Genomic DNA, 16,924 nt, shown 5'->3' on the forward strand with positions numbered 1-16,924 from the left:
CGAGGCAGTCGCGTGAAGATCTCCCAGGCGTTATTCGGCGAGGTGAGAGGTGGCCATCAGCTGAAGGCGGCCAGCGAGGGTCTGAGCGTACCTGCGGAACTGTCCGCGCGCCTGGATCTCCCCGATACGGCTCCGCCGGGCACCGATTGGTCCCCTTTCGTGTCGGGCTTTCCGAGCGGCGATCGGTACGTCGTCGCCAGGACCTTCCGCGATGCCGCAGCGAGCCGATCGGGCATGGTGGTTTCGCATGCGCTGATCGCGCCTCTCGACGAGCTTGTCGGCGTTTCGAATCTGAGCTTCCTGTTCGAGCGGTTGATCGCGTCGCCCGATGCACCGCCCAACATGGACAACCTCGATCTTGAGCCGGTCGAAGACATGCCAACGGCGTCTCCCGAGTTGCAGGCAGCTGCGGCCCTCCTAGCCGAGCGGGGAGAAGGTCCCGTAGTTCGGCTCGGCCATGACGGATTCGAGGATCTCATCGTATCACTGTGGGCCAACCTATGGTCCGAACTCCGCCGAGGGTTCGCGTTTCGGCTCAGCTTCGGGCCCGGCGATGTCGTGGAGACCCCTGCACCCGTCCTGGTCTGCACGCCTCCGTCCCTGTCCGCGCGTTGGCGAGGGCACCGTCTGTTGGAAGCGACACCCGAAACGATGTCGATCGCGGCATCGATGTTGTCCGGAGGAAGAGAAGGCGAAGTGCTCCGCGCCTTCAAGGCCGATATCGGCGCGAAGGTGTCGGAGTTCGCTGAGCTTCCCTACCTCGAGCAGGCCTATCGGATGGCCAAATTGGAGCCGGAGACGTTGCTGAACACCGTGCGGATCGCTCGTCTGGTGGAGCGCATTTCGCCCGACCCGTCCGATGGCCGCGACGGAAAGCGGAAGGTGCTCGATCGCCTGCTTCTACAGTTCGAATCGGCCGACATGTCGGACGTGCTGTCATTGCGCAACGTCTCGTTCGTCGGATTCTTGCGATCCGAACAACTATGGAGCAGGTTGACGCGCTGGATCGCGGACCACGAGTTCGAGCCGACCGAGGACGTATCGCTCTTCAGGGCCATCGAGGACGCTCTCGCTCCCCGCTCGGACCCGCCGGTGCCCGACTGGCAGGCGTCTGTCCGATCCGGGCTTTTCGAAGCGGCGCGCTCCGCGCGTGCTCCGTTTGCCCGGGCCTTCTGGCGTTTTGCCGAGGCGCGACCCGATCTGGTTTTGGCGCTGTGGGAGTGCATTCTGCCTACGGCCGATCTGGAGGCCCGTCTCGTCGAGACCGTTCCCTCCAAGCTGAGCGTGGATGCCGTCCGGACGCTTGCCCCGCTCGCCTCCGACAAGCGCTTCTACCGCCTTCATGCCGTCGCGGTCGCGGCGGCGTACGAGCCAGCGATGGCCGTGCGGCTCCAGGTCGCTGCCGAACCGGCGCCGCGGTCGGAGGGAATACGTCTTGTGCTGGGACGGGGCTCTCCGTCCGAAGTGGTGAGCTGCGCATTGTCCTTGGCCGACGATCGCGTCGTCGAGATCGCCACCTCGCTTGTGGTTGCCGATCCGACGCTGCTTGCCGACGTCGACATGACGCACCCGGTCGCATGGGAAATCTGGTCGGCTGCGGTGCGGTCCGACGCAGGGGCGTGGAAAGGGCCCTGCGATCCGGTCGGGGTCTTCCATGCCATGCTGACCGAGATTTTGGACGGCGTCGCCCGGTCCGGCCAAACGATCGATGGCTTTTCGCGCACACCGCTCGCCGATCTTGCGACGTTCCCTCGGCGTGCGGATCTATGGCCCCGGATCAACGAGCCGGCGCGGGGCAATCTGATGACGGCGACGGCCAGAGGCTGGATCGAGCGCTGCGCGACGAAAGATCCGGTCTTGCCGATCGAACCGGATCTGCAGGTAGCCGTTCTGCGCGAGCGGAGTCTCGAGGACCTTCTGAGGAAGCTCGCCGCCTCGAACCTGGGTAGGGCCGTCGAAATCGTCGACGAGTTGCCATCGCTGGGCGAGAACCGCTTTTTGGATGCATTGCATGTTGCCGGTGCGCGTTCGGGCGTGATGGCTCCGCACGATGCCGAAGCGCTAGGACGCCTGCTGCGCGATCGCGGCTGGCGGCGCACGGCCGAGGAGCTGCTGCGCTCGCTCCGGATCGGCCGGCAAGACGTGCGACCGGCCCTGAGGGTCTGCGCAAGCCTGCTCGGCTATTGGGATCGTTGGTACTGGGGACTGAAGGAAATCACGGCGGACGAGAAGTGGAATTCTCTCGAAGAGTTGGCCGCGGACCTCTACCCTTGGGGGCCCGACCAGGACGGGCTATGGGAGCGGGCCGGAGGGCGCGGCGCAGATCTCGAGCACACCGGAAGCGGCCGCCATCAGTGGCGCGCTGCGCTCAGCAGACTGCGACGAGGCCAGAGCGCCCCGAGCGTCCGCTCTCTTCTACGGATCATGTTGGATGACTACGCCTCCAACGAACGTTTGAGGTTTCTGGTCGACGATCGCGAGTTCGGCGGTCATCGATAGCTGCGGCAGCCGAGGCGGGCAGGATGTTCGAACGGGGACGAGCCTTGGTGATCGGCGTGGCCGGCTATTCCGACGCGGCACGGCTTCCGGACGCCGTGCTGAACGATGCTCGCGACATCACCTCCGTGCTTCTGTCGCCTGAGCACTGCGGTTTCCTTCCTGCGAACGTTCGCACGATCACCGACGGCGATGCGACGCTGGTCGGCCTGCGAACGTCTCTAAGGGACCTGGCCCGATCCGCCGACCCGGACGATTCCGTGCTCCTCTTCTTTTCGGGCCATGGAGGACGGTTCGCGGGCGATCAGACCAGTTTCCTGATGCCGATCGATTTCAGGGCGGACGACCCGCACGGAACGGTCCTCATGGAGGACGAGTTCTCCGAAGCTCTGGCCGCCATTCCCTCCAGGCGCTTGCTCGTCCTCGTCGATGCGTGCCATGCCGCCGGGGCGGGTACGTTCAAGAGCGCAGGGCCGCAGATCGCGCTACCGGGTCTTTCCGAAAAGGCGCTGCGCACTTTCGCGCACGGGAACGGGCGGGTGGTGATCGCATCTTCGCGGACGGACGAGAATTCCCACGTCCTGCCGGGCGCGCGCAACAGCGTGTTCACCGGCAAACTTCTGGAAGCATTGACGGGTGCCTCGCGAACCGGAAGCGACGGGGGCGTCCGGGTCCTCGACCTGTTCAATTACGTGGCCGAACACGTCAATCGAACGATGAACGGATTGCAGCATCCGGTGCTTCGGGTTCACGACCTCGACGATAACTTTACGGTCGCCTTGACCGGCGCAGACGCCGATATCACGCGACAGGCCTCCCATTCGCCGCGCGACCTGGAAGTCCTGCTGCCCGATCTCTATCCGATGGGGCCGACCGATCGGGATATCTGGCTCCGCGCCGGAGGCGACCTCTCCTTGCTCAATTTGCATGGAACGGGCAAATCGAATTGGTTCTCCGCGTTGCGGGCGCTGCGACGGGGAGGTGGCGGGCGGGACATCGACCGGCGCACGCTGATCGCAGCGGCTCTGGACGATTACCCGAAGCATCGCGAGTTGCTTGCTCTCGACGCGGGCGGATCGAACGGTTAGACGCCCGAACGGGCCCCATGTCGTTCGATCACTTGGCAAGCGACCGCGGGAGTTCAGATTGAAGCACGCCGCTGTGCTGGACGACCTTCCGGCATAGCTTGCTGGCCGCGCCTGTTCATAGTTGAGCTGGTCTTGCGATGCTGGCGAGCGGGTCGCCGAAAAAGCAATACGCCGCGAACGTGTCCTTCGCCTCGGTGTAGGCCTTGTCGCGGATCTGCGACATGATCAGGCTGAACGGCTTGCTCGGATCGTTCTTCACCGCCTCGTAGAACGCCCGCGCGACCTGATGCGCGATGCCGTCGTCCACGCTCCATAGCGGCGCGATCACGGCGGCAGCTCCCAATTCGATGAAGGCGGAAGCGAATCCTCTCACGCCGACCAACGCAGGCTTGAGCCTGCCGATCTCGCACGCGTTCAAAAACACGAGAGGGCGCTTTTCGGCGATGACCGCCGCGAGGTTTGAAATTCCCAACAACGTTGTCGTTGTGATGCTCGAATCTTCCAGGCGTATCGTCTGGTCGACTGCGGACGACTCGCCGTGGCATACGAAATGAATGAGCGATCGCGACTGCGCGAGAAGCTCCTTGCGGAATTCTCCGAACGTCGCCGGATCGACGCGTCGGCCGCCGTATGCGGCGAGCACCATTTCGGCTTCCTGCTCGGCGCTGGCGAGCCTGGCCGCGCCGGAATATCTGGGAGCGACCACGAAACTATCGACGAGCTCGATGCTCCACGCCGGCGATATTAGATCCCGATCGGTCCATCGGCCGATTCCGAACTCGACGCCGAGCGGATTCCGCTCCTGCCACGTCTTTCCGACGATGCGCCGAGGAACCATGAGCTCCCAAGGAAAGAAGGCTTCCTCCGATACGATCGCGATCGTCGAGAACGGAGCGTTCGCGTCGATCAGATCCCAGAATGCCTGCTGGAAGTTTTTCGGCGAGGCGGTGAACAGCTGCTTGCCGGCTCCGCGCAGTTCGTCGGTCAGCATTTCGGAGGGTGTCTGGACCGACGTGAAGCGGTCCATGAATCCTGCGACGATTCGGCTGGTGTCGTCTCCGGGACTCCAGGGCCCCCTCTGTGGAGTTCTGTACTTCTCCAGGTGCGGAGAGCTGACCAGGCAGACGAACTGCCGGCTGCTGCCGGGCGGATCGGCGACGATCGTGACGACGAGATCGGCTCGGGGGGCGTCCGGCGGCGGAATCACCAGCTTGGCCGGCGGGTTCACGGTCGTGCCGGAACTCGAGTCGAACTCCACGATGCGCGCGATCTTGCCGCAGGCGCGTTGTTCCGCGAAGAACACGACGATGAGGCAGGGCGTCTCGCCACTGGCTTCGTGGCCTCGGACGACCTTCAGATGGAACGGTGGCAACGATACCGTAGTCTGCGCGGTTTCGAGAATGAAGGTGGTCCGGTCGTGGCCCTCGATCTCAAAGTGACTGGAGGGGACGAGAACGGCTTCGATGCTCGTTCCGTCCGGTGCGACAACGGTGGACGCGATCTCGCCCGTTCTGGCCGGCGAGACGTCGAGCCATACCTTCACGCTGAGCGCAGAACCGGCTCCCAGCGCTCCCTCATGGGTGATGTCCATATGCGGGGTCCGCTCGACGGTCGGTCGGAGAGGCCGCTCCGTCCGGTCACCGCCCTCCTCATCGGCAGTCGGCAACTGGAAAGTCTCGGGCATCGGGAGCCCAGGCAGATGACGGAGTATCAGCACGTCTCCAGACGGCATAGTCACGACGTCAGAGCTCTTCGTTAGGACGTCGCGCTCTCGCAGTCTCGAGATGACGCTCGTTTCGATGTCGCGCAGCTTCGATACATCATCCGTCGGACCAGCTGCTCGAAGGAGCTGCAAGCAAATATCGAGAATGTAGGCGGAGCAACGCTCGAACCACTCGTCCGATTCGGCGAGACGAACGAAGATCCGGAGTGCCGGCTCCAGCTGCCTGTGTCCAAATAGGTCGATCGCCCGGTGGAAATCGTCGGCAGGCGGCGGATCGGCATCCTGCTCCGTCGCATCACTCATGGCGGCCCGCCCATCGGATCTGCCGGCGGTATGCTAGATGCGTCGCGTCGTGCCGAGTTTCTATCGAGCCCAAGTCGCAACTTCCTACCCCATCACCCGCTGACGCGAAGCATTGCCGCGGTCGTCCGCGCGCGGATCGCGGACACTAGACCATTTTTCCGCAGGAAACCATCCGATCGTTCCGCGCGGTGTTCCACCGCGCACCGGAGAACATCGCAGCGTCAGCGCGAATCCCAGCCCACGCGATGCCGATCAGGTGCCGGAGACGATCGTTCCTCCATGGCAAAGCAATCCATCCTCGTCGAAGTAACGCTCTCGCAGCGAATTGCCGTCGAGGTCGACGACGGAAAAACCCATGTACGCCCAGTGTTCCAAGCCGCTCGCGATGTACCGGCGGTCTTCGAAGGTCGCGGGCGCCGGATAGTCGTCTCCCTCCGCGTGCGTCATGTAGACCGGGACGCCTCCGTTGCCGACGAGCCGTGCGTACTCGAGGCCGCCATGGGCGGAGTGGAGTACGCATCGATGTTCGTGGCCCCAAATCGCGCCGAAGATCGCCTTGTCGGCCAATAGAGGACCGAGCTTTTCGCGCAGAACCTTGCCAACGTTGGGGTCGTCCTCGTATGCGCTGAAGAATTGATGATGCGTCAGCAACACGGCGCGTTGCCGGTTTTTGGCCAAGGTCTCGGCCAGCCAGGTCGCCTGCGGATCCTTCAGACCGTCGTCGTCGTACGCCGTGTCGAGACCGATGAACTGCCAATGGTCGTTGGCGAGACGGAAGAAGCTCGAGCGGGCCTGCCTCGCGAATCGTGCGTCGGCGAGCAGGGTGCCGTAGTACGCATGGCCGCCCGAATACATGTCGTGATTGCCGTTCAAGGACCAGGATCCGATCTTGTTCTCCTCGCCGGGCTTGACGGGCCAGTATGGAAGGAAGCGCTTCCGGTATTCGTAGTCGAAGCCGGAATAGTACACGTCGCCCAGGTGGATGACGTGGCATTCCGTCCCGGCGGTCATCGCCTCCTCGATCAACCGGCGCATTTGAGCGGCGACCTTCTGCGCTCGTGGCAGGCCGCTTCCCCAGTCGCCCACGAACACGAGCCGGCATTGGTCCGCCATGACGTGTGTGGGCGCGGGCTCAGGATTAAACGGATGCGGATTTCGGAACTTGGAGATGCCCATGGCGACGAGGGAGCTCACCCAGCCCGGGTCGGTCACCGAGAACTTGTCGAGGACGCGGCGCGAGGAAGGGGGAAGGCCGGCCGCCAGCGACCTGTCGGTCACCGGCGCTGTCGTCTCAACGCCGCGGCGCGGAGACGCCACGGCGCTCTCGTCGACGTGGTCTCGGCTGTCGGGATGATCGAAGTATTCTTCGAGCGCGCTCTGAGTGATGCTGACGACCGGATCGCTGCTGATGAAGCACGTCTCGTCCAGCGACGCCGAAGCCTGCCCACGCCGCCGCGGTCGAGCTTGGAAACCGGTCGCTCCCGAGGACCGACCCTGCTCGCGGCCCTTCGCCGCTTCGACGTCCGAAACGGCGTTCGAATATTCCTGCTTCTCGACGACCGGCTCGTGATCCGACGCAGTCCCGCCCCGCCGTGCCGACGCTCGCTTCTTGAGTTCCTCAAGCACCGTGTCCATCTGAGCAAGGACGAATTCGCGGTTCAAGACCTCTCTGATCATTCCAACTCCATGTCTCCGGGTGTCGCCCTGGGCGGCAATTTCGTGCGCGACTTTCAGGCGGCGGGCTTCGACGCCATAACGTGGGAATTGTACCTGTTCGCGGCGCCCAGACTCACTCCGTGGCCAAATTCTATCACATCGCAGCCGAAACTGTGTACAAGCCCGGGCCGCAGCGCGTCTTCGGTGCGCCTTGGGCTCGACCGATTCTGCAAGGGAATGTGCGATGAAAAAGCTGGCGGGCGAGGAAAGCATCGGCGGTTACTGACTAATCAAATGGATGGAGTTTCCGGTTACGCCTTCAGCTGCGCCGAGCTGTCTACAAACGCCTAAGCGTCCGCTGGCGAACGCAAGCTATTCCAGGGTCTCGAGCAAGACCAATACCGCTCGCGGGACCCGCCGACTGCCACGGGCAGGCCGCGCAGTTCCGGGTTGTCCCGCTGCTCGATTGACGCATAGAGAGTTGTCCATGTCGACATGGATGATATTGCGCCGATGGGCGGTGGCCCCGTTTGGCCGTCGGTCTCGTCGGTTACGGCGCTGGCTGATCTTCCTTCACGCCGCGGGCGACGATCCGCAGCGATCCGTCCGGCAGGGGCCGCTGCAGCTTCAATGCGTCGTCCGGAGGGGCGGTCATCCAGGTCTCGACTTCCTCCGGCTTCGTCAGGATCACCGGCATTGCCTTTGGGTGGATGGCGCCGACCTCGGCGTTCGGCTCCGTCGTGAGGAAGTCGTTGGTCGTCTCACCTTCCTTGACCTTCCGGACCGACGTCCAGTTGGTCCAGATCCCTGCGAAGCAGGCGAGGGGACGGGTCTCGTCGAGCGCAAACCAGATGTCGCCGCCTTCGACCTTGTTGAACTCGCTGAAGGAGTTGAACGGGACCACACAGCGGTTTTCGACGCCGAGCCAGCGGGCCCAGTGTTTGCTCTTCACGTTGCGGATGTTGGTCGTGCCGCCGTCCGGCTCCATTCTGAGCAATTCCTTGAAATCAAAGGTCTTGCCCTTGGCCTGCAGCTTTTCGGCGCGTTTCTTAGTGGCATCCATCAGCGCCTTTGACGACGACGGCATGCCCCACCGAGCCGTGGCGAGTTCGCGGCCCTCGGCTCCGTTGCGCACGATCGGCGCCGTGTAGTCCGGAAAAACTCCGGGCATCGGAGCCAGATTGCCAACATATCGGTTCACGACGCGGAACAGCGCGATAATGGCAGCTTGGTTGGTCGTGATCGAATAGAGATTGCACATCGGTCAAGCTTCGTTTCGAGGATGGCGAGGCTGCCAGGCCAGTTGTAGCAGAGTCGCGGACGGACGCCGGCCCGCCTTGGCGCATTTGCGGCAGCGCAACCGGCTGGCAAGATCGTGCACGAACGTGGTTGGCGGATGCTTCATCGCCGCAAGGTCGACGTCGCTCGGCGTCTTGCAGCGCGTGCACCTGATCTCGAGCCAAGGGAAGCCTGCGTTCACGGCCTGGTCGATGGTGGGCGACGGATCGATCGGTTCGCCGTCGCTCCACATCCGCTCGTTCCAGCTTTCGCAAAACAGTCTGTCAGCTTGCTGGATCATGGCCTCACCCTTGGCCCGCATCTCCGCCGATTGAGCAGCAAGGATATTGGCCATCGCGCGCGCCTTGCCGAGCTCTTTCGCCAGAGCCTTGCGATCGCCGCCCGACAGCGGTGTAGGGTGATACTTCGGGGCCATCCGGATATCCAGGCGCTAAGAGATCGGATCGGCAATCCGGAGCGGTTACGACGTCTCGAACGCCGGCCAGCACCCGTCTTCTTCATGTCTGCCGGTGCGCTGCTGGCAGGTGTTGTCGAGCAGCCGCTGCGCCATGTCCTTCCAAAGCGCGTTGTCGCCATACAATCGGACCGCATCGGCCACCGTCCGCTCGCAGCGACGGCATGAGATGCGCAGCACGTGGCGTTGAATCTCGGAAAGACGTCGCTGCCGCCTCTCGGCTCCGCTCTCGTCAGCGCGAGGGTCCTTCAGGACCGATTCCCAATATTCCGCCGGGAGCGGCGCATCCGGAGCCGCCGTGGAGGGGCCCGGTCTCCGGGCCGCTTCAGCGGCCAGCTTTTCCATCTGCTTTGGGGTCGGCATGCGCCAGCTCGCGGGTCGATCGGTCATTACGAATTAGAACATATAAAGAACAAATGTCGAGTCCGCTCTGACCCTCATCGGGAAAAAATCATCCTCTTGGGAGGGACGCGGTGTCGGAACCAGGCCGGGCCGTTCGTCTTGAATCCGGCGTCAGTAATGGAGTTCCCCCGCGATGGCCCCGCGCGCGAATTGGAAAGGCTTCCTGCGTCTTTCCCTCGTCGCCTGTCCGGTAGCGCTCTATCCGGCCACGTCGGAATCCGAAAAGGTCTCGTTCAACCAGCTCAACCGAAAGACCGGGCACCGCATCAAGTACGCCAAGGTGGACGCTGATACCGGTGAGGAGGTCGACAACGAGGACATCGTCAAGGGCTACAAGGTCGACACCGACACATTCATCGAGGTGACGAAGGAAGAGCTCGAGAATGTCGCGCTGGAATCGACGCGAACGATCGAGATCGACGAGTTCGTCGACCGCAGCGAGATTGATCCAAGATATCTCATCCGGCCCTATTATCTGCGACCCGACGGTAAAGTTGGGCATGACGCTTTCGCGGTCATCCGCGAAACCATCCGCGAGATGAACAAGGTCGCGATCGGTCGTGTAGTTCTCACCAATCGCGAGCACATCATCGCGCTGGAGCCGCTGGACAAGGGGCTGATGGGGACGCTGCTGCGCTATCCCTACGAAGTCCGGTCCGCGGACGAGTATTTCGACGATATCCAGGACGTCAAAGTCACCAAGGACATGCTTGATCTGGCCAGGCACATCGTCAACCAGAAGGCAGGCCACTTCGAGCCGGACAAGTTCGAAGACCAGTACGAAACTGCCCTCATCGATCTCATAAACCAGAAGCGCGCCGGCAAACCCATCGCCGCGAAGGCGCGTCCCCGCGGGGAGAACGTCGTCGATCTGATGGACGCGCTGCGCAAGAGCATTGGAAGAGAAGGGGCGGCCGCGATAGAGGCACCGAAGAAGCCAGGTAAAAAGCCGCGCAAGGCGGCGGCCGGGCAGAAGGAAATGCTGATGCCAATCGCAGGCAAGAAGCCGGCGAAAGAGGCCGCGGGGAAGAAGCAGGCGGCCAAACCACAGCGGAAGTCGGCTTAGGTGAGCCGCGCATGAGCGATTGGCTTCTTAAGGCACCCCAGCATAGCCTCTGAGCCTGCTTCGTTCGTTTTGTGGTCTTCGGCTCTAGGCGCTCAATTGCTGCGGGACGCGACCATGGGTGCAGCGCACCATCCGCAAAGTTTAGCACGCCTGAATTTCCAAGCGGGCGAAAGCGCGGTAGGATTAGATTTTCCCTTATGGGACAACTCATGTTTGACACGGCAACCACTGCGCTTTTGCGCGCAATTCTTGATGAAGTCTGTGAAAGCGTCTCGCATCGCGAGATCGGGGCACGTACCCACGCCGCCTCGAAAATCCTAGAGGCTGCGACGAGAGGCGAGATCTCCCCCGAGGGCCTCAGACAGGTTGGTCGCGCCGCCCTCTCGCGCGCGCCGACGATGTGGCGCTGATCGCGAGGGCGGCGTGAACTTCCAGGTCACGGTCCTGAAAATTCTGGTCGCTTATCCGGACGGCTTTGCCGTCATGGAGGACCTCAAGAGGGATATGGCCATCCTTGCGACGAGTGGTCGCGACTGGGCGGACCGGACCAGGCGCCTCGCGACCAGGGTGCCCGGCCTCGATATCTTTTCACAAGGACTGGTCGAACGCATAAGCGGAGGGTGGAAGATCACGTCCAAAGGGCGGGAGGTGCTCGAATTGATGGAAGCACGGCCAACGGTGCTGGAAACGGCACAGGCGCACCCCGCTGAGGACACGAGCGCGACCTCGCCTGCGCCAGTTCCTCCGCTGCGGCAGCCCGCCGATCGTGCCAGGCGGCGACGCGAACGACGTGAACGCCGCCGCGAGGCTCGCGAACGGGCGAGAGCCAGCGCCTCCTGACCCGGATTCAAAAATGAAGCCGCCGCTTGGCGCGACGGCTTGATTAGTCTCGGACCGTCGACAGCCTCCCAGCCCCAAGCGTACCGCCGTTACCTTGAGCGGCCATGCCGCTCCGAGCTACCGAACGTGTTTCGATTCGGCTATGGGACGGCGACTTGTGCATGGATCCTTCTATAAACGGCATTGGCGCGAAATGGCGAGGTAGGAAGCCGAAGCCGTGCGGTACCGCCAGCCGCGATGTCCTGCCGGCGACACCCACGCCCAACACTCCGGATTTAAACGAAGAGTCCGCTCCTGCTGACGGGAGCACACGCCGTCTTAGGCGTGCCCGGAAGCATCGAGGAGGACGCAGGGGCCGGGAGACTGCAAGGCTAGGCGGTAGCCTTCAGAGAATCGAGACGCTTGCGAAGGAATGCCAGCACCATGATCTCGTCGGAGGTGAGCTTGGCGTACTGGCGCCTGAACTTCTGGGCGATTTTGGCTTCGATCATCTTCACAAGGTCACCGGACATGTAGGCGCTCAGGACTTCGGGATGCACATAGCACTTCCGGCAAATAGCCGGTGTGTTGCCGAGTTGTCTCGAGACGCGCTCGATGGCGGCGACGATGTTGCGTTTCGCCTCGGCCTGGCTGTCGTACTTCTTGAATTCGGCCAGGGCCAACGCCGCCAGAACTGTCCCCGCCCAAGTCCGGAAATCCTTGGCGCTGAAGTCCTCGCCCGTGATGTCTTTGATGTAGGCGTTGACGTCGCCGGAATCGACGGAGCGTGGCTGTCCGTCGTCGTCCAGGTACTTGAAGAGTTCATGTCCCGGGATATCCGCGCAGCGCTTCACGATCGCGGCAATCCGCCTGTCCTCGACGCGAAGCTTCCAGTGCTTGCCCGACTTGCCGTGAAGTCGAACCGAAGGACGCCGCGCCCGACCGCGACGTGCTTGCGGCGCATGGTAGTGAGCCCATAGGACTTGTTTTTTTCGGCGTACTCCGTGTTGCCGACCCGGATCAGCGTCTTCTCCAGAAGACTGACGATCGTGGCCAGCACCTTCTCGCGAGGTAGTCCGTCCAGCTTCATGTCGGCTTCGACCCGGGCGCGGAGCGCCGGCAGCGCGGTCGCGAACTGGATGATGTGCTCGTACTTGTTCTGGTCACGAAGTTCCCGCCACTTCGGATGGTAGCGGTACTGCTTGCGGCCGCGCGCATCGAGCCCGGTCGCCTGGATATGGCCGTTGGCTGAAGGGCAGATCCACACGGATTCGTAGGCCGGCGGGATGCCGATCGACTTGATGCGCCGGATGACGGCGGCATCGGTGATGCGCTTTCCGTCCTTGTCGTAATAGCTGAAAGTGGTCCCGGTCCGCTTGCGGGCGTAGCCCGGCGCGGAGTCGCTAACGTATCGAAGCCCTTCTTCCGCGATGGTGGCCGCCACTTCGGCGGTGCGGTCCAGAACGTGTTCTTCGTTGCCGGTCTGTCGGAGCATGGGCCTGTCCCTCGGAAGCACCCTGGAACGAGGCTCCACTCCCTCGTAAAGGGATGAAGATACGCGTTAGTTCCGCTCCGGTCGGCAGCCGCGAAGCGTAAATTCGGTGGCCGCCGACAACATTTGGACGTCAGACGGAAGCTGACCCGGTTCCTTTCGACACGGCGCTGCACAGTCGATGAGGGCGTTGGGGGCTAAACTTCAGACAATCGCCACAAAGTCCACCGACACGTTGCTTACAGTCAGTCTCCACCAAGGCCGCTATGTCCCAATATTCGCTCGATGTATTGCGTCAGCGCTATGTCGTCGAGAAAAGACCGCTCGAGACCAGCGTCGAACAGATCTTGCGGGCCGACACCCGCGCGGGAGCCCGCGCCATCCTGGCTTCGATCGACAAACGGCGTTTCGAAAACAGGTCCGAAGGGCAGCGCCTCCGCAAGATGCTCAGCTTCGAGACCTCTCTCTGGGACAGCGGCGTTCATGCCGTGGCCGGCGTGGACGAGGCCGGAATGAGCCCTCTCGCCGGGCCAGTCTCCGCCGGCGCCGTGATCCTGAAACCCGGCACGCGGATAATCGGGATCGACGACTCGAAAAAACTCGACGCCGCGGCTCGCGAGGAACTCGCGAAGGAGATCAAGGCAAAGGCAGAAAGTTGGTGTGTGGCGTTCGTCGAGGTCGAGGAGATCGACGCGATCAACATCTATTGGGCGGGCATTCAGGCCATGCAGCGCGCGGTCAGGGGACTAGGATTGACGCCGCAGCACTTGCTGATCGACGCGAAGCGGTTGAAGGAGATCGACATCCCGCAGCAGGCCATCATCAAGGGCGATGCCAAGTCCGCCAGCATCGCTGCTGCGTCGATCCTGGCGAAAGTCGAGCGCGATACGGTCATGCGGACTCTCGACATTCGTCACCCCGGCTACGGCTTCGCGGATCACAAGGGCTATCCCGTACCGGCTCACTACGAAGCTCTTGCCAGGCTTGGTGCATGCGCAGCTCACCGTCGGTCGTTCGGACCTGTACGCAAGGCTCTCGGGTTGCCGCCCCTGCCGCCGTGGCCTTCAGCAGCAGAGCGCGAAGCAGGCTGACCCCGTCGGACCTCTCTTCTCGGCGGCGCTATTTGCGCGACCAACTCTTTTCGCGAACCACGTCCTTGGCCTTTTTGTCGGACCGCAGGCCGAGATAGACCGGCTGGCGCAGCTCGCCCCTGCTGGTCCACTCGGCGAACTTCACTTCCGCGACCAACGAAGGATGCACCCAGGTCGTGACTTGCTCATCCTTCACCTTGGCTGGGAACGGGGACTTGCCTGTCTTGAGTCTCACGAGCTTGCCGTGAAGCTCTTCGAGAACCTGGTGGCTGAAGCCGGTGCCGACGTGGCCGATGTACCGCCACCGATCGTCTTCACGCACTGCCAGCACCAGGGCGCCGAAGAAGGGCCGGGTTCGCCTCGGCGCCGTGAAGCCGGCGATCACGACCTCCTGCCGCTGCGCGGTCTTCACCTTCAGCCAATCGGCGGTCCGGCGTCCGGACGCGTACGGGCTGTCGGCGCGCTTGGCCATGATGCCTTCGAGATGTCTCCGCTCGGCTTCTGCGAAGAACTTCGTTCCATTGCCTTTGCGGTGGTTGCTGAACGCAATCAGCTTGTGGCGCGGCAGGACGGCCTTGAGCCGCTTCTTGCGATCGAGGAGCGGTAGCGCACGCAGGTCCTCGCCGTCCGCGAACATGAGGTCGAACGCGCAGTACAAGAGTTTGGCCTCATGGCGCAGGGCGTTCTGGAGCAACTGGAAATGCGATACGCCGTCCTTCCCGATGGCGACCAGCTCACCATCGATCACGGCGTCCGCCTTCACGCCCTCGAGTGCTTTCGCGACCTCCACGTAGGAGTGGCTGATGATCTTCCCGTTACGGCTGTAGAGCGCGACCCGACCACCCCGAACCTCCGCGACCATGCGGAAACCATCGAATTTGTCCTCGAAGACCCAATCGGGATCGTCAAACGGCGCATCCGTCAGAGTGGCCAGCATGGGCTGCAGGCGAAGAGGCAAGGTCGATTTTCGGGCCATGGCAGGAGCTCGCTACAGGGCTGGCAGAGGCCGAAACGGGGAGGACGGAAGACGAACCCGCGCGCTATCGCCAGCCGCGACCTGTCCCCCGGACCGGACCACGCCTAGCACCCCGGATTTGAAAGGAGGGCCCGTTTCCGCCGACGAGAGCACCTGCCGCTTGAGGCCGGCCCGGAAGCGGTCGATGAGGACACAGGGCGTCCGCAGACCGGTCAGCTCGACGATTGCCGAGGGACCCAACTCGATGAAGGTGCCGAGCGGCATCCGCTCCAGGTCGAGGCCAGTCGTTGTGATGTTCTCACCCATGTCCCCGGCTGCGACCTCGAAGCCGGCTTCCGAGAGGGACGCAAAGAGCTCGGCCGGGATCAGGTGGACCTGCCGGAGATTGGGCAGGCGTGGCCTGCGGCTGGCGAGATAGCGGTGTCGGACGAAAGGGCCGGCGTGGGCGTCGCCTTGGACGCCGTGGCCTTCCACCAGAACGATGCGGTGCTGGACTGGTTTGCTGAAGTGGTGCCCAGGGTCGGAGGCGACCGCCGCCACCTTTCCTTCGAGCGAGAGATCGTGCGCCTTAGGCATCAGGCGGCGCGGGCCAGCGAGCGCCGCTTCTGGCGGAAGTAGCGCGTGATCTCGGGAAGCTTCGTCGCGTTCAAGACCCGGTCGGCAGGGACGCCGCCCTTGCGGGCCATCTGGACGCCCCAGTGCATGTGGTCGAGTTCGGGGATCGAGTGCGCGTCCGGATTGATGCTCAACATGCAGCCGAAGTCGAGCGCGGCTTGGTGCCAGCGCCAGTCCAGGTCAAGCCGCCATGGATGGGCGTTGATCTCGACGACGACGTCGTGCTTGGCGCAGGCCCGCAACACCTTCTCGACGTCGATTTCGTAGCCCGGCCGCCGCTGGAGCTGCCGCCCGGTCATGTGGCCGATGATGGTGGCATGAGGATCGGAGATGGCCCGAAGCAGTCGCTGCGTCTGCGCTTTGCGGTCCAACTTGAAGCGGCCGTGGATGCTGGCGACCACGAAATCGAAACGCTCGAGAACCTCGTCAGGATAGTCGAGGGAGCCGTCAGCCAGGATGTCCGATTCGATGCCTTTGAGGATCCGGAAATCCTTCCCGAAGCGCTTATTCAGACGGTCGGCTTCCCGCTGCTGCTGCGCGATCGCCTCGACGGAGAGACCACCGGCGTAGTGGGCGGACTTGGAATGGTCGGCCACGCCGAAATACTCGAAGCCTCGCTGGCGCGTCGCCTTCGCCATGGTCTCCAGGGTCTCGGTGCCGTCGGAGGCATCGGTGTGGCAGTGGAGGATGCCACGCAGGTCTTCGTCGGTGACGAGCTTCGGGAGCTTGCCTTTCAGAGCAGCCTCGATCTCGCCGCGCCCCTCCCGCAGCTCGGGGTCGATGAAGGGCAGACCGAGGGCGCGGTAGATCTCGGCCTCGTCGCCGGCAATCAGGGTGCGCCCCTTGTGCAAGCCGTCGGCTTCCAACCGCATCTCCTTTTCGGCGGCCAGGGTCCGGAGCTGCTCGATGTGGGCGGCGGAGCCGGTCGCGAACAAGAGCGCGGCGCCAAAGTGCTTGCGGTCCGACAGGCGGATCTGCAGTCCGTCCGTCGGCGACGGCTTCGCCGCCTTGACGGCCTTGGGGGTCTCGGCAACGATCGTGAGATCGCCGACGAGCTCGCAGCCTCGGCGGAAGTCGCCGGCTATGGTGACGCGCTTCAGCTGGGGCTGGGACTTTCGGATCGAATCCTTGGCGTGCGCCAGCAGGGCGGCGGCCCGGTGTAGATGGAGGCGGCCTTCTCCACGTTTTGCGATGGCCAGATTTTGCAGGATCTTGGTCTGCAGGGCGGCACCAAGCCCCTTAGCCTTCTTGATGCGGTCATCCTCGGCGGCGGCCTCCAACTCCGAGAGCGAGCCGATGCCTAGATCCTTGTACAGTCGCAGCACCTTCTCGGGGCGTAGGCCGGGCACAGCGAGCATCTCGAGCACACCTTCGGGAATCTCCTTGCGCAACTTTTCGAGGCTCGGATGAGTCCCCGTCCTGTGCAACTTCGTGATGATGTCGG

14 protein-coding genes and 1 pseudogene are annotated in these 16,924 nt (G+C 63.3%); 6 read left to right on the forward strand and 9 right to left on the reverse strand.

Going from position 1 to position 16,924, the window contains the following annotated elements:
- Positions 1-12 precede the first annotated feature (12 nt).
- Together P0R31_RS00740 and P0R31_RS00745 are read left to right on the forward strand one after the other, a co-directional pair.
- Positions 13-2,499, forward strand: a complete 2,487-nt coding sequence (locus P0R31_RS00740) for an effector-associated domain EAD1-containing protein (protein ID WP_275512454.1) — start codon at positions 13-15, stop codon at positions 2,497-2,499.
- Between the two features lie 44 nt (positions 2,500-2,543).
- Positions 2,544-3,584 carry a caspase family protein gene (locus P0R31_RS00745; RefSeq protein WP_275512455.1) on the forward strand — a complete coding sequence of 347 codons (1,041 nt, stop codon included), beginning with the start codon at positions 2,544-2,546 and terminating at the stop codon, positions 3,582-3,584.
- 115 nt (positions 3,585-3,699) lie between these two features.
- Here P0R31_RS00745 and P0R31_RS00750 read toward each other — a convergent pair whose 3' ends face one another.
- The 5 genes from P0R31_RS00750 to P0R31_RS00775 all read right to left on the reverse strand — a co-directional run bounded on the left by P0R31_RS00750 (position 3,700) and on the right by P0R31_RS00775 (position 9,409).
- Positions 3,700-5,175, reverse strand: a complete 1,476-nt coding sequence (locus P0R31_RS00750; RefSeq protein WP_275512456.1) for a CHAT domain-containing protein — start codon at positions 5,173-5,175, stop codon at positions 3,700-3,702.
- A 687-nt stretch (positions 5,176-5,862) separates the two neighbouring features.
- Entirely contained in the window at positions 5,863-7,272 is a 1,410-nt protein-coding gene (locus P0R31_RS00755; RefSeq protein ID WP_275512457.1) for a metallophosphoesterase family protein, read from the reverse strand.
- Between the two features lie 544 nt (positions 7,273-7,816).
- Positions 7,817-8,527: an SOS response-associated peptidase gene (locus P0R31_RS00765; protein ID WP_275512458.1), complete on the reverse strand. Its 711-nt coding sequence runs from the start codon at positions 8,525-8,527 to the stop codon at positions 7,817-7,819.
- Positions 8,528-8,530: 3 nt separating this feature from the next.
- Positions 8,531-8,980, reverse strand: coding sequence for a hypothetical protein (locus P0R31_RS00770; RefSeq protein ID WP_157285199.1), 450 nt, complete (start codon positions 8,978-8,980; stop codon positions 8,531-8,533).
- Between the two features lie 45 nt (positions 8,981-9,025).
- Positions 9,026-9,409 carry a hypothetical protein gene (locus tag P0R31_RS00775; protein WP_275512459.1) on the reverse strand — a complete coding sequence of 128 codons (384 nt, stop codon included), beginning with the start codon at positions 9,407-9,409 and terminating at the stop codon, positions 9,026-9,028.
- A 145-nt stretch (positions 9,410-9,554) separates the two neighbouring features.
- Here P0R31_RS00775 and P0R31_RS00780 point away from each other — a divergent pair, with 145 nt between their 5' ends.
- The 3 genes from P0R31_RS00780 (at position 9,555) to P0R31_RS00790 (ending at position 11,327) form a co-directional block, all read left to right on the forward strand.
- The gene (locus P0R31_RS00780) at positions 9,555-10,487 is read left to right on the forward strand and encodes a Ku protein (protein WP_275512460.1); all 933 of its coding nucleotides are present in this window, start codon (positions 9,555-9,557) and stop codon (positions 10,485-10,487) included.
- A 209-nt stretch (positions 10,488-10,696) separates the two neighbouring features.
- On the forward strand, positions 10,697-10,897 hold the full coding sequence (locus P0R31_RS00785) for a hypothetical protein (RefSeq protein ID WP_275512461.1): 201 nt from the start codon (positions 10,697-10,699) through the stop codon (positions 10,895-10,897).
- A 13-nt stretch (positions 10,898-10,910) separates the two neighbouring features.
- The gene (locus P0R31_RS00790; protein ID WP_275512462.1) at positions 10,911-11,327 is read left to right on the forward strand and encodes a hypothetical protein; all 417 of its coding nucleotides are present in this window, start codon (positions 10,911-10,913) and stop codon (positions 11,325-11,327) included.
- A gap of 371 nt (positions 11,328-11,698) precedes the next feature.
- Here the strand turns inward: P0R31_RS00790 and P0R31_RS00795 are convergent.
- Positions 11,699-12,801: pseudogene (locus P0R31_RS00795) on the reverse strand (DNA topoisomerase IB).
- A gap of 263 nt (positions 12,802-13,064) precedes the next feature.
- Here P0R31_RS00795 and P0R31_RS00800 point away from each other — a divergent pair.
- Positions 13,065-13,889 (forward strand): ribonuclease HII, encoded by an 825-nt coding sequence (locus tag P0R31_RS00800; RefSeq protein ID WP_157285195.1) that lies wholly within the window; start codon positions 13,065-13,067, stop codon positions 13,887-13,889.
- 28 nt (positions 13,890-13,917) lie between these two features.
- On the opposite strand, the gene ligD is transcribed toward P0R31_RS00800, so the two are convergent.
- From ligD to P0R31_RS00815, 3 genes are read right to left on the reverse strand one after another with little or no spacing between them, the layout of a single operon-like run.
- Positions 13,918-14,865 carry a non-homologous end-joining DNA ligase gene (gene ligD, locus P0R31_RS00805; protein WP_157285194.1) on the reverse strand — a complete coding sequence of 316 codons (948 nt, stop codon included), beginning with the start codon at positions 14,863-14,865 and terminating at the stop codon, positions 13,918-13,920.
- Between the two features lie 12 nt (positions 14,866-14,877).
- Positions 14,878-15,441, reverse strand: coding sequence for an MOSC domain-containing protein (locus P0R31_RS00810; protein ID WP_157285193.1), 564 nt, complete (start codon positions 15,439-15,441; stop codon positions 14,878-14,880).
- Entirely contained in the window at positions 15,441-16,871 is a 1,431-nt protein-coding gene (locus tag P0R31_RS00815; RefSeq protein ID WP_275512463.1) for a PHP domain-containing protein, read from the reverse strand. The genes P0R31_RS00810 and P0R31_RS00815 overlap by 1 nt, the downstream gene beginning before the upstream one ends.
- Positions 16,872-16,924 lie beyond the last annotated feature (53 nt).

The organism is Bradyrhizobium yuanmingense (assembly GCF_029167105.1).
Classification (GTDB): Bacteria; Pseudomonadota; Alphaproteobacteria; order Rhizobiales; family Xanthobacteraceae; genus Bradyrhizobium; species Bradyrhizobium yuanmingense_A.